Raw genomic sequence first — 12,609 nt, forward strand, 5'->3', positions numbered from 1 at the left:
CCGATAGGATCGGGGCATCATGACTGCAACCCTCGTCGCCAAGAACCTCACCGCCGCGCACGGTGAGCGCACGCTCTTCGCCGGTCTCGACCTCGTCGTCGCGCCCGGCGACGTCATCGGACTCGTCGGTGTCAACGGCGCCGGGAAGTCGACCCTGCTGCGCCTGCTCGCCGGGCTGGACACCCCGGAGACCGGTGAGCTGCGGCTCTCCCCGCCCGGGGCGGCCGTCGGCCACCTCCCGCAGGAGCCGGAGCGGCGCGCCGGCGAGTCGGTGCGGGAGTTCCTCGCCCGCCGGACCGGCGTGGCCGCCGCGCAGGCGGCGCTGGACGAAGCCACGCAGGGGCTGGTGGACGGCACTCCGGGCGCCGACGACGCGTACGCGGACACCCTCGACCGCTGGCTGAACCTCGGCGGCGCCGACCTCGACGAGCGCGCCCAGGAGGTGGCGGACGAGCTGGGTCTGGCGGTGAGCCTGGACCTGCCGATGTCGGCCCTGTCCGGCGGCCAGGCCGCCCGGGCGGGCCTCGCCTCCCTGCTCCTGTCCCGCTACGACGTGTTCCTGCTCGACGAGCCCACCAATGACCTGGACCTGGCCGGTCTGGAGCGGCTGGAGCGGTTCGTGACGGGGCTCCGCGCGGGCACGGTGGTCATCAGCCACGACCGCGAGTTCCTGACCCGGACCGTCACCAAGGTCCTCGAACTGGACCTGGCACAGCAGCAGATCAAGCTCTTCGGCGGCGGCTACGAGTCGTACCTGGAGGAGCGCGCGCGGGCCCGCAGCCACGCCCGCGAGGAGTTCGAGGAGTACGCGGACAAGAAGGCCGCGCTCGAAGGCCGGGCGCAGATGCAGCGCAACTGGATGGACAAGGGCGTGCGCAACGCCCGCCGCAAGTCGAGCGACAACGACAAGATCGGCAAGGCGCTGCGCGGCGAGTCCAGCGAGAAGCAGGCCGCGAAGGCCCGCCAGACGCAGCGCGCGATCGAGCGCCTGGAGGTCGTGGACGAGCCCCGCAAGGAGTGGGAGCTGCGCATGGAGATCGCCGCGGCCCCGCGCTCCGGCTCGGTGGTCGCCACCCTGCGCGAGGCGGCGGTCAAGCGCGGCGACTTCTCCTTCGGCCCGGCGAGCCTGCAGATCGACTGGGCGGACCGGGTGGCGATCACCGGGGCCAACGGCGCCGGCAAGTCCACCCTGCTCGCGGTCCTGCTGGGCCGGCTGACCCCGGACTCCGGCTCGGCCGTCCTCGGCTCGGGCGTCCTGGTCGGGGAGGTCGACCAGGCGCGCGGCCTGTTCCTCGGCGAGGAGCCGCTGCTGGAGGCCTTCTGCGCGGCCGTCCCGGACACCGAGCCGGCGGAGGTGCGTACGCTGCTGGCCAAGTTCGGCCTGAAGGCGGCGCACGTGCTGCGCCCGGCGGCGACCCTGTCCCCCGGCGAACGCACCCGGGCGGCCCTGGCCCTGCTCCAGGGGCGCGGGGTGAACCTGCTGGTGCTGGACGAGCCGACGAACCACCTCGACCTGCCGGCGATCGAGCAGCTGGAATCGGCCCTGGAGGCCTACGAGGGCACGCTGCTGCTGGTCACGCACGACCGGCGGATGCTGGACGCGGTGCACGTGACCCGCAGGCTGGAAGTCGCGGCCGGCAAGGTCACCGAGCTCTGACCACCAGCCGGGGGAACCCCGTCCAGGACTCGTCGTCTAGAACTCGTCGGGGCCCTTGCCGTGGCTGCGGTGCTTGCGGGGCTCGCCGGGGTCCTGGTCCTGGCCGTGGGGGCGGTCGAGGCGGCTCGCCTCGTCCGTGTCCTCACGCCGGACGGGGGCGAGCTCCGGCTCGGGGCGCGGTTCCCGGGACGGCGGGTCCCGCCTGACGTGCGGTTTGCGGTGCTGTGCCGCGTCCTCGCCGTGGAGCGGGACGCCTCCGGCTCCGCCTTGCTCGTCCATGGCAGGTCCTCCTCTGCCCTCGGGCCGCTGTCCCCCTCACCCGGCGGCTGCCCGGACGGCGGCCCCGCAAACCGGCCCGCTCAGTCCGCCGTGCCGGCCGGGGGGCGCCGGTCGCGGGCCATCCTGCGGGCCACGAAGGCCCGCGGCAGGTGGCGGGCCGCGAAGGCGTACGCCTGGTAGTGGCGGCCCGTGACGCTGATCGGGCGGCGGCGGGCGAGATCGCGCAGGGCCTTGGCCACCACGGCCTCCGGCTCCAGCCACACCGCGTCGCGCAGGGCGCTGACGTCCATGCCGGCGCGTTCCTGGAACTCGGTGCGGGTGAAGCCCGGGACCACCGCGAGCACGCGGACCCCGTAGGGCTCCATGTCGACCCGGAGGGATTCGCTGAAGGCGGTGATCCAGGCCTTCGCCGCCCCGTACGTGCCGGTCGGGAGCAGGCCCGCGACGGAGGAGACGTTGAGCACGGCGCCGCGGCGGCGTTCGCGCAGGCCCGGCAGGAGCGCGTGGGTGAGCCGGAGCGGGACCTTCACGAGGAGGTCGAGCATCCGCTCCTCGTCCTCCACCGGGTTGTACGGGTAGGGCGCGGGCAGGCCGAATCCGGCGTTGTTGACCAGGACGTCGACGGGCCGCGCGGTGTCGGCGAGCCGTTCGGCGACGGTGGAGAGGGCGGCGGGGTCGAGCAGGTCGGCGGGCAGCACCTCGCAGGTGCTGCCGTCCTCCCGGGCGAGTTCGGCGGCCAGGGCCTCCAGGCGGTCCTTGTCCCGGGCGACGAGGACCAGGTCGCAGCCCTTGGCGGCGAAGGCCCGCGCGAAGGCGGCGCCGAGGCCGGCGCTGGCCCCGGTGATCAGTACGGTGGTGGGCACGTGGGTTCGCTTCCTGGGCGTTCAGGCGGTTCGGGTGACGGGGGCGAAGGCGGCGGCCGCGGGCGAGGCGTAGGCCTGGGCGACGTCCACCAGGAACCTGGCCTCGTCCGCCAGGTCCCCGCCCTCGGCCGAGGTCTGCATCGCGGCGGGGAGGTCCAGCGCGGGGGCCCGCGGCGGCTGCCCGGGCAGTCCGGCGAGCTTCACCCGCCGGGCCTCCTTCAGTACGCAGGCCAGCGCGGCGGCGGTGCGCCGCTGCTCGGGGATGCCCGTACCGGCGACATGGCCGCGTGCGAGCTCCGGCACGCCCGGGGTGACGTACTCCCCCAGGATCAGGATCGCGTCGCGGGTCTCGATGACCTTGCGGTAGACGAGCAGGTTGCGCGGCACGGGCGGCCAGAGCAGTTCCAGCAGCCGCCCGGTCCGGGGCTCGGTGAGGACCACGTACGGGACGGCCTGGACCAGGTCCCGCCACAGCGGCCACAGCCGCCAGGCGGTGGTGGCGTCGGCGAGGGTGCGGTGCAGCGTGAACACGGTGGGCACGAGGATCGCGGCGGCGCGCAGCAGGCCGTGCAGGTTCATCATCAGCGGCAGGGCGGGCAGCGCCCAGGTGCTGCCGAAGAGGGCCTTGAGCAGGTAAGCGAACCAGAACGCCCAGGCCAGCGCGGTGCCCAGGCCGAACAGCCGCAGTCCCAGGGCGAGTGCGCCGCTTTCCGAGCGGCGGCCGTAGCGCCAGCAGACGAAGACGCAGATGGTGTTGGCGATCAGGTGGGCGGAGATCAGCACGAGCCAGTACGCGAGGGAGGGCACCGGCTGTCCGGCGGACGGGATGGTGTGCGTGCCGTGTTCGGGGGCGGTGGCGTCCAGGGTGAGGAGGACGGCGAACCAGAGCACCGTGCCCGCCCAGGAGGCGAGTTGGAGCCTGCGTCCGCGGGTGGCGGCGGCGACGAAGTAGAGGACGGCGCCCGCCGACAGGACGCCGATGAGGTTGCGGACGAGGCCGACCGTGTGGGCGTACGAGGGCTCGCGGCTCATGGCGTACGTGACGACGGCGGGCAGGTTCAGGGTCATCGCGGCCGCCGCGGTGGCGACGGCCAGCCACAGTCCGCGCTGTTCCGGGGAGCGCAGGGCGCCGGGGGCGCGGAGCAGGACGGCGATCCACAGGCAGACCACGCTGGGGACGGCGAGCCAGTCGCCGGCGGCGGCGAGTTCAGCTGCCATCGCGGTGGCCCCGTACGTAGCCCATGGCGGACTCCAGCCGGGCGAGGGCTCCCCGGTGGGCGGCTGCGCGGCGGGGGTGGCCGGCGGTGGAGGTGCGGATGCGGATCATGCTCGCGAGCATCTCCGCCTCCTGCTCCTGGAGGGTGGTGTAGTTCGTGCGGCCACGGACGACGGGGGCCCTGCCGTCGGTCTCCTCGCTCTCCAGGGAGTGGTGGCCGAAGAGGATGTGCCCGAGCTCGTGGAGCACGATGTGCTCCCGGTGCAGGGGGGTGGTGTGGGCCTCGTAGAAGACGTAGTCCACGGTCTCAGTGCCGACCCACAGCCCGCAGACGCCGGATTCTGCGGCCTCCCTGGGCAGCGGGTGGAGACGGATGGGGCGGCCTCGCCGGTCGGCCATGTGCGTGCACAGGCCTTCCAGGGAGAACGGGGTCGTCAGGTCCAAGTGACCGAGAATCGTCTCGCACCGTTTGCGCAGGCTGAGATCCCGATAGGGCATGCGTTCCCTCTTCGGACCCCTTCTCGGGCAGCGTCGGTAGGCGTGGGGGGTGGGCATCGGCATGGCGTCCTGTGCCTTGAGGCGGCCTCGGGAGTGCGGTCCCGGAGGGGAAAACGGGAACGCCCGTCCGCACGGGCGAACGGGCGTTCCACCATCCCTACAGATCGTTCCGGGGAGTTGGCAAGGAGGTTCCCCCGGCGGGGTGGGTATTCGGCCACTCCTGCCGGAGGTCGTCCGGGCCGCGGCCCGGCGTGCCGCTACCGGCGGCCCCGGCCCTCCTCGGGTCCGGTCAGCCCGGCCCGGCGCAGGGCGTCGGCCATGGCGCTGTTGGCGGGCGCCGGGGCGCCGGAGCGCTGCCCTCCACCGCCCTTGCCGCCCTGACCTCCCTGACCGCCCTGACCGCCCTGGCGCCGGCCGTCGCCGCCGCGCTGGCCCTGCCCCTGGCCCTGGCCGCCGCGCTGCTGCGGCGGGCGCCCGCCGCCGCCCCGGCGGTCGCCCTGCCGCTCGTCCCGCTGCCGGGGGGCGCCGGCGCCGCGCTCGGCGCCGGCCTCGTCCTCCAGCCTCAGGGTGAGCGAGATCCGCTTGCGCGGGATGTCCACTTCCATGACCTTGACCCGGACGATGTCGCCCGGCTTCACCACGTCTCGGGGGTCCTTGACGAAGGTCTTCGACAGGGCCGACACGTGCGCGAGCCCGTCCTGGTGGACGCCGATGTCGATGAAGGCGCCGAAGGCGGCCACGTTGGTGACCACCCCTTCCAGGATCATGCCCGGAGCCAGGTCGCCGATCTTCTCGACGCCGTCCTTGAAGGTGGCCGTCTTGAAGGCGGGGCGCGGGTCTCGGCCCGGCTTCTCCAGCTCGCGCAGGATGTCGGTGACGGTGGGCAGGCCGAAGGCCTCGGTGACGAACTGCTCGGGCCGCAGGGAGCCCAGCACCGAGGTGTTGCCGATCAGCACCGCCACCTCGGCGCCCGCCGCCTTGCCCATGGCCCGGACCACGGGGTAGGCCTCGGGGTGCACGCTGGAGAAGTCCAGCGGGTCGTCGCCGCCGCGGATCCGCAGGAAGCCCGCGCACTGCTCGTACGCCTTCGGACCCAGGCGGGCCACGTCCTTGAGGCCCTTGCGGCTGCGGAAGGGGCCGTTGGCGTCGCGGTGGGCGACGATGTTCTCGGCGAGGGTGCCGCTGATGCCCGACACCCGGGAGAGCAGCGGGGCGGAGGCGGTGTTGACGTCCACGCCGACGCCGTTCACGCAGTCCTCGACGACCGCGTCGAGCGAGCGGGACAGCTTCACCTCGGACAGGTCGTGCTGGTACTGGCCGACGCCGATGGACTTCGGGTCGATCTTGACCAGCTCGGCGAGGGGGTCCTGGAGGCGGCGGGCGATGGAGACGGCGCCGCGCAGGGACACGTCCATGTCCGGGAGTTCCTGCGAGGCGAAGGCCGAGGCGGAGTACACGGAGGCGCCGGCCTCCGAGACCATCACCTTGGTGAGCTTCAGCTCGGGGTGGCGGGTGATGAGGTCCCCGGCGAGCTTGTCGGTCTCGCGGGAGGCGGTGCCGTTGCCGATGGCGACCAGCTCGACGGCGTGCTGCCGGGCGAGGCGGGCGAGCTTGGCGATGGACTCGTCCCACTTGTTGGCGGGGACGTGCGGGTGGATCACGTCCGTGGCCACGACCTTGCCGGTCGCGTCGACGACGGCCACCTTGACGCCGGTGCGGAAGCCCGGGTCCAGGCCGAGCGTGGCGCGGGTGCCGGCGGGGGCGGCGAGCAGCAGGTCGCGCAGGTTGGCGGCGAAGACCCGTACGGCCTCGTCCTCGGCGGCGGCGCGCAGCCGGGTCCGCAGGTCGATGCCGAGGTGCACCTGGATCTTGGTGCGCCAGGCCCAGCGGACGGTGTCGGCGAGCCACTTGTCGCCGGGGCGGCCGCGGTCGGCGACGCCGAAGCGGCGGGCGATGAGGCCCTCGTACGTGGAGGGGCCGGGGGTTTCGGAGGGTTCCTCCGGCTCCAGGTCCAGGGAGAGGACGTCCTCCTTCTCGCCGCGCAGCATGGCGAGGACGCGGTGCGAGGGGAGGGCGGTGAAGGGCTCGGCGAAGTCGAAGTAGTCGGAGAACTTGGCGCCCGCCTCCTCCTTGCCCTCGCGGACCTTCGCGGCGAGCCTGCCGCGGCCCCACATGCGCTCGCGGAGGTCGCCGATCAGGTCGGCGTCCTCGGCGAACTTCTCGGTGAGGATGGCGCGGGCGCCCTCCAGGGCGGCGGCCGGATCGGCGACGCCCTTGCCGGCGTCCACGAACGCGGCCGCGGCGGCGGCCGGTTCGGCGGAGGGGTCGGCGAGCAGGCCTTCGGCGAGGGGTTCCAGGCCGGCCTCGCGGGCGATCTGGGCCTTGGTGCGGCGCTTGGGCTTGAAGGGGAGGTAGATGTCCTCCAGCCGGGCCTTGGTGTCGGCCGCGGCGATCCGGGCCTCCAGCTCCGCGTCGAGCTTGCCCTGCTCGCGGACGGAGTCGAGGATCGCGGCGCGGCGGTCCTCCAGCTCGCGCAGGTACCGCAGCCGCTCCTCCAGGGTGCGCAGCTGGGCGTCGTCGAGCATCTCGGTCGCTTCCTTGCGGTAGCGCGCGATGAACGGCACGGTGGAGCCGCCGTCGAGCAGCTCGACGGCGGCCTTGACCTGCCGTTCCCGTACGCCGAGCTCCTCGGCGATCCTGCCTTCGATGGACATGGTCACTGTGCGGTCCCGCCTGCCTTCGTGCGTTTGCGTGGAAGGCTGTCAATTGTGGCAGGTGCCGCCGGTGGTCCGCGGGAGCCCCTCAGCCCTTTCCGAAGAGGTCGCGCGGGAAGGCGCCGGCGGCGACGGCCCGCTTGACGAAGGCGCCGCCGAGCTCGGGCCGGTAGTCGCAGAAGGCGGCGGTGACCGCGCCGACGGGAGCGGTCGTCGTCAGTTGATGGATTCGCCGTCGTAGTGGCCTCCCACGCAGATCCACAGGCCGGATACGGAGTCGTACTCCACCGATCCGTGGTAGGCCACGCACGTCGGACCGTCGACGGCGGGAACGGCGGCCTGCGCGGAGGGGCCCGTGGTGCCGAGAGCCGCCAGGACCAGGGCGGCGATGAAGCCGAGAAGTCGGGTACGCATGGGAACTCCCGTGAGGGTGAGCGACACAGACCCGTCACATCCAGGTTCAACCTGAACCGCCTCGACTGCACTCCGATGGGCGCGCGTCGCTCCGGGGGCGCCTTCGGAGAACAGGCGGCAGGCTGGTGACATGGCGAACACGCCCGAAGTAACCGTAGGGCCGCCTGATGACCTTGGTTGGAGAAAAGTCACGATCAACGGCAAGTGCGCGGCCAAGGTGCGGTCCCGCGGGGAGCTCCACGACTTCCTGCACCATGCCGGGCTGAGATGCAGGCACCCCGTCCAGTGGCTCGGCGGAGGCAGCACCGTCTGGCCGGACCGAACGGTGCAGCGCCGAACGGTCGGCGCCCTCATGTTCCTCGGCCTCCTCTCGACCGCGTGCCTGCTCGGCTGGATCGGCTGGGAGGACTGCCGCAACGCCCTGACCTTCGGTGGGCGACTCGCGGGGTATTCCGTGCTGGCAGCGGCCCTGGTGGCACTGCTTGCCGCAGTGGCCGCCCTCGATTACTGGCACAAGCGAGAAAGACGCTATTCAGGGGCTGTCGTCCTGGCCGGAGTGGCGATCGTCTTCCTCTGCAGTCTCTCGCTCCTCATCCTGATCGGCGGGCATTTCACCGGCTGGTCCGTGGTTGCGATAGCCCTCCTCGCCGGTTCCGTGACAGCCGGGACCGTACTCATCAGATGCCGGGCATGGAAGGGCCTTCGCAATCCCGGGCGAATCGCGATCGGGGCAATCATCCCCACCCTGCTCGCCTGCACCAACCTGGCATACGCACAGATCTACGTTCCCTATTCGACAACCCCGCTGATCACGAGCGGGGCCGAGTTCAGGGAGGCCAGCCTGGTCGGCACAGGAGCACCGATGCACGTGACCGTCCACGTGTACGTACGGAACGACGGCCGTGTCCCGGTTTACGTCCTGGGCAGCATCTACTGGATCCACGGCGGGTCCGCGAACAGCATGTCCGGAGGCAGACCCCCTGCCGACAAATTGATCTACGACGGCGAATTCGTCACGCCCGCAGGGCGCGAGCTGAACCCAGGGGAAGAAGTCGCACAGGATGTGGTCGTCGAGATCAATGATTGCAAGATTCCCAAGGATCCTAAGAAGCCCAAGAGCCCCGAGAATGAGGTCGATTGCGAGGCACTCAGAGCCCAGACCGAGGCATACATCATCAGGCGGGACAGAATGACACTGGCTCCCGAGTACGAACAGTCACGCGCGACCGTCGAAACCCTCAAGAAGGAAGGCAAGTGGCGCTGCAAGGAACCGGCGGAGACGAAATACAGAAACGAATCCGGAATCTCCAACAGCAGTGAGATCCTCAATATCGCCCGGGGTCCGCAGCGCATCTCCGTGTGGCGGGTGGCACCCATCGGCGACCGGTCGCGCATAGACGTGGCCATATCGCCGCCGGGCGACACGATCGTCTTCGAGCCCAATGATCCCCTCTACAACAAGTCGAACATCGAGCGGTACGGCCTCTCGAAGGTGCGCGGCGCCGGGGACCAGACGCCCTACAAGGAGCTCCTGGAGAAGGCCCGCTTGACCGTGACCGGGAAGGGCCCGTAGCCACGCGGCGGGAGCGCCGGGCCGCGCAAGGCGGTCCAGGAGCGGGACAGGCGGGGGGCCGGGAGGCCGAACGGCAAGCGGACGTACGCGTCGCGAGCGCCCGAGGGGTCGGTGGGGGAGCCCGGGACAAGCTCCACGCCGTGTCGCAGCGCCACTCGGACGGAGACCGACGCGTCGGGCCCGTCGGGTAGTTCGACCCACAACGCCCCTCGGTCCGGCCGGCCGCCGGGCACACGACGCGTCCACGTTTGCCGGTAGCCGCACGGCCAGGGCCTGGCCGCGCGCCCGAATCCCCAGGTCCGACAAGGCCTGCGGGGCGCCGATGGCGACCAGGACCTGCTCGGACGCGGTGCGCAGCCCCTGCCCGGTGTATCGGTCCACGACCGCCGCCCGCGGCCCGGGGAGTCCGCCGGGGTGGTAGCCGGGCCCGCCGGCAGCGGGTCCAGCCCGTGCGCCGATCCCGCCCGGTCAGGGCGGGCGAGCTCCGCATTCCGCAAGAATGCCGATCCGGCCACTCTGCACCGCACACGCCCCCGGCGGTCCGGCACCGCTCCAGCGGCCGGAATTCGCCCCTGCCCCGGGCGGACACCGCCTCAACGGCGGGGTCCGCCCCGCACGCGCGTCCGAATACCGCCCCTGGCGCTGACGCCTCGTCAACACGGCACGCCCACCCGGCCGAACGGGAATACCTACACCTTCGATGCCGTATCCGAACAGGAATCCGCAGGTCAGCAGGCCCCTCGGCACCTTCGGCCCGGCGCGGGATCATGACGGCCGAATGGCGATCGTGTGACAGCAGGAGCCATGGACATGACCTGAGGCGTCACGGGTGAATACGGTCGAACGACGAGACCTTGAACCGATCTGTCTCCCCTACCCCTTGGAGCTCTTCGTGCACCGCAAAGTCATCGCCCCGAGCGTCCTGGCCGCCTCGCTCCTGCTGGTGATCCCGGCGTCGGCGGCCAGCGCGGGTCCGGGCGCCCCGGGTATCGGCGACACCTACTACCCGGCCAGCGGGAACGGCGGCTATGACGTCTCCCACTACGACCTGCGCCTGCAGTACCAGCCCAAGACGGACCTGCTGGAGGGCACGGCCACCCTGCTGGCCACCGCCAAGCAGGACCTGTCCCGCTTCAACCTCGACTTCGGCCTCAAGGTCAGCGAGGTCCGGGTGAACGGGGCCAAGGCGAAGTTCGCGACCTCGGGCGCGCACGAGCTCGAAGTGACCCCGGCTCAGCCGCTCCAGAAGGACCGTCAGGCCACGGTCGTCGTCAAGTACGCGGGCAAGCCCTCCGAGTTCAAGGTCGACGGCTGGTCGGCGTGGCAGCGGACCCCGGACGGCGGTGTGGCGGCGCAGGAGCCGGACGCGGCGGCGTGGTGGTTCCCGAGCAACGACCACCCCCTCGACAAGGCCACCTTCGACGTGTCCGTCAACGTCCCGGACGGCACCCAGGCCATCAGCAACGGCGTGCTCCAGTCGCAGAGTTCGAGGCTCGGCTGGACCCGCTACAACTGGCGGTCCAACAAGCCGCAGGCCACCTACCTGGCGACGCTCGCGATCGGCAAGTTCGACATCACCACCGACAAGACGGCGAACGGCCTGCCGATCCTGAACGCGTACAGCAAGGACCTCGGCGACAACTCCGGCGCGGCGCGCGCGAGCGTGGAGCGGACCGGTGAGGTCGCGGAGTGGCTGGAGGGGGTCTTCGGCCCGTACCCCTTCAACGCACTGGGCGGCTACGTCCCGAACGTGCCCAGCGGCTTCGCGCTGGAGACGCAGACCCGGCCGTTCTACAGCCCGCGCCAGTTCTCGAACGGTGCCAACGTCTCGGTCGTCGTCCACGAGCTGGCCCACCAGTGGTACGGGGACAGCGTGTCCGTCGACAACTGGAAGGACATCTGGGTCAACGAGGGCTTCGCCCGCTACGCCCAGTGGCTCTGGTCGGAGAAGGAGGGCGAGGGCACCGCGCAGGAGCTCGCCGGCTGGGCGTACGCCTCACGCCCCGCCGAGGACCCGTTCTGGCAGGTCAAGCCCGGTGACCCGGGCCCGGACAACCAGTTCCACGGGGCCGTGTACGACCGGGGCGCCATCGCGATCCAGGCGCTGCGCAACGAGATCGGCGACGAGAAGTTCTTCAAGATCCTCAAGGGCTGGCCGACCGAGCGGGCCTACGGCAACGCCAAGGTCGGGGACTTCGTCCGGTACGCGGAGAAGATCTCGGACAAGCCGCTGGCGCAGCTCTTCGAGACCTGGCTGTACACCCCGGGGAAGCCCGCCTTCGCCCCGCCGGCCGCCAAGCCCGGCGCCCGCACCCTCCAGTCCCCGGCCAAGCCGGCCGCGGAGCCCAAGTCCTGGAAGAAGATCGCCGCGACGAACACGGTCCACGACCACTGATCCACGCGCCGGCACCCGTCAGCGGGTGCCGGCGCGCCACCGCGCCCGCGCGGCGCGGGCCCGCGGCAGGTAGCGCAGCCGCTCCGGCAGCACCGGTACGAGGAGCCGTACGGCCGTACTGAACCGCCGGAGCCGGCGCTCCTGGGCGGGGGTCCACTCCAGGCCGATGGCGGCCCGGGCGTCGGGCGGCATGTAGCCGACGGTGACGAACGCCCGGAAGCGCAGGTAGCCCGCGCGCAGGGCCGGCCAGGTGATCCGCAGCAGCAGCCGCAGGGCCGGGGAGGCCGCCTCGGGGCGGGGCAGGTCCACATCGGTGGAGAGCAGCTCCCGGGCGACCTTGGTCGGCTCGATCTCCTCGGCCAGCATCCGGCGGTAGTACGGCCAGAACTCCTCGACGGTCTGCGGCATGTCCCGGTCGCGCAGCCCCAGGATCCGGCCCACCCGGAGCCACTCCGCGTACAGCTGCCGCTCATGGGCGGGGGTGATGGGGCGGAACAGGTAGCGCCCGGCGTACAGGGCGACGGGGAAGCCGGTGGCGTGCACCCAGGCGTAGCAGGCGGGGTCGAGCGAGTGGTACCGCCGGCCCCGGGTGTCCGTCCCCTGGATCTCCTTGTGCAGGCGGCGCACCCTGCGCCCCTCGGCGACGGCCTCCGACCCGCCGTAGACCCACAGCATCACGGAGCGCAGGGAGCGCTCGCCGCGGCCCCAGGGATCGGTGCGGAAGACCGAGTACTGGTCGACGCCGGCGCCGACGGCCGGGTGGGCGACCTGCATGGTGAAGGCGGCGGGCAGGGTCAGCAGGGAGCGGACGTCCCCGGCGGTCGACCACAGCACCCCGCCGGGCGGCGGCGGCTCGGGATCGAGGCGCCTGGCGGGTCTTTCGGGGGATATGCGGGCCGTGTGGTTCATGGGGTCAATTATGCGAGCGCGAGAAGTCCTCGGTCCGGACAGAAAGTCTTGTCACGGGTGTTACCCAGAGGTAACCGCGGCTGCTTGGATT

At 72.0% G+C, this 12,609-nt stretch carries 10 protein-coding genes; 3 read left to right on the forward strand and 7 right to left on the reverse strand.

The annotated features are described in order from the left end of the window. Nucleotides 1-19 precede the first annotated feature (19 nt). Nucleotides 20-1,657 carry an ABC-F family ATP-binding cassette domain-containing protein gene (locus tag ACZ7IF_RS03730; protein ID WP_470962464.1) on the forward strand — a complete coding sequence of 546 codons (1,638 nt, stop codon included), beginning with the start codon at nucleotides 20-22 and terminating at the stop codon, nucleotides 1,655-1,657. A gap of 36 nt (nucleotides 1,658-1,693) precedes the next feature. On the opposite strand, the gene ACZ7IF_RS03735 is transcribed toward ACZ7IF_RS03730, so the two are convergent. The 6 genes from ACZ7IF_RS03735 to ACZ7IF_RS03760 form a co-directional block, all read right to left on the reverse strand. After that, entirely contained in the window at nucleotides 1,694-1,936 is a 243-nt protein-coding gene (locus ACZ7IF_RS03735; protein ID WP_470962467.1) for a hypothetical protein, read from the reverse strand. An 80-nt stretch (nucleotides 1,937-2,016) separates the two neighbouring features. After that, nucleotides 2,017-2,799 (reverse strand): SDR family NAD(P)-dependent oxidoreductase, encoded by a 783-nt coding sequence (locus ACZ7IF_RS03740; RefSeq protein WP_470962470.1) that lies wholly within the window; start codon nucleotides 2,797-2,799, stop codon nucleotides 2,017-2,019. 21 nt (nucleotides 2,800-2,820) lie between these two features. Next, entirely contained in the window at nucleotides 2,821-4,017 is a 1,197-nt protein-coding gene (locus tag ACZ7IF_RS03745) for an MAB_1171c family putative transporter (RefSeq protein WP_470962473.1), read from the reverse strand. After that, nucleotides 4,007-4,459, reverse strand: a complete 453-nt coding sequence (locus ACZ7IF_RS03750; RefSeq protein ID WP_470962476.1) for an ImmA/IrrE family metallo-endopeptidase — start codon at nucleotides 4,457-4,459, stop codon at nucleotides 4,007-4,009. The genes ACZ7IF_RS03745 and ACZ7IF_RS03750 overlap by 11 nt, the downstream gene beginning before the upstream one ends. A gap of 311 nt (nucleotides 4,460-4,770) precedes the next feature. After that, nucleotides 4,771-7,233, reverse strand: a complete 2,463-nt coding sequence (locus tag ACZ7IF_RS03755; protein ID WP_470962479.1) for a Tex family protein — start codon at nucleotides 7,231-7,233, stop codon at nucleotides 4,771-4,773. A 210-nt stretch (nucleotides 7,234-7,443) separates the two neighbouring features. Continuing rightward, complete coding sequence (locus ACZ7IF_RS03760; protein WP_470962482.1) at nucleotides 7,444-7,641, reverse strand: hypothetical protein; 198 nt, start codon at nucleotides 7,639-7,641, stop codon at nucleotides 7,444-7,446. A gap of 130 nt (nucleotides 7,642-7,771) precedes the next feature. On the opposite strand from ACZ7IF_RS03760, the gene ACZ7IF_RS03765 reads away from it, so the two are divergent. Both ACZ7IF_RS03765 and ACZ7IF_RS03770 read left to right on the forward strand, forming a co-directional pair. Then, complete coding sequence (locus ACZ7IF_RS03765; protein WP_470962485.1) at nucleotides 7,772-9,214, forward strand: hypothetical protein; 1,443 nt, start codon at nucleotides 7,772-7,774, stop codon at nucleotides 9,212-9,214. 892 nt (nucleotides 9,215-10,106) lie between these two features. Further along, nucleotides 10,107-11,609 carry a M1 family metallopeptidase gene (locus ACZ7IF_RS03770; protein WP_470962488.1) on the forward strand — a complete coding sequence of 501 codons (1,503 nt, stop codon included), beginning with the start codon at nucleotides 10,107-10,109 and terminating at the stop codon, nucleotides 11,607-11,609. 18 nt (nucleotides 11,610-11,627) lie between these two features. Here the strand turns inward: ACZ7IF_RS03770 and ACZ7IF_RS03775 are convergent, their stop codons facing one another. Continuing rightward, nucleotides 11,628-12,518 carry an oxygenase MpaB family protein gene (locus tag ACZ7IF_RS03775; protein WP_470962491.1) on the reverse strand — a complete coding sequence of 297 codons (891 nt, stop codon included), beginning with the start codon at nucleotides 12,516-12,518 and terminating at the stop codon, nucleotides 11,628-11,630. Nucleotides 12,519-12,609: the final 91 nt, after the last annotated feature.

The sequence above is a fragment of the Streptomyces sp. NPDC037421 genome, assembly GCF_055602105.1.

Excerpts from the sequence above, each read along its gene's own strand:
- ACZ7IF_RS03730 (WP_470962464.1), top strand. The coding sequence starts at position 20 with ATGACTGCAACCCTCGTCGCCAAGAACCTCACCGCCGCGCACGGTGAG.
- ACZ7IF_RS03735 (WP_470962467.1), bottom strand. The coding sequence starts at position 1,936 with ATGGACGAGCAAGGCGGAGCCGGAGGCGTCCCGCTCCACGGCGAGGAC.
- ACZ7IF_RS03745 (WP_470962473.1), bottom strand. The coding sequence starts at position 4,017 with ATGGCAGCTGAACTCGCCGCCGCCGGCGACTGGCTCGCCGTCCCCAGC.
- ACZ7IF_RS03760 (WP_470962482.1), bottom strand. The coding sequence starts at position 7,641 with ATGCGTACCCGACTTCTCGGCTTCATCGCCGCCCTGGTCCTGGCGGCT.
- ACZ7IF_RS03765 (WP_470962485.1), top strand. The coding sequence starts at position 7,772 with ATGGCGAACACGCCCGAAGTAACCGTAGGGCCGCCTGATGACCTTGGT.
- ACZ7IF_RS03775 (WP_470962491.1), bottom strand. The coding sequence starts at position 12,518 with ATGAACCACACGGCCCGCATATCCCCCGAAAGACCCGCCAGGCGCCTC.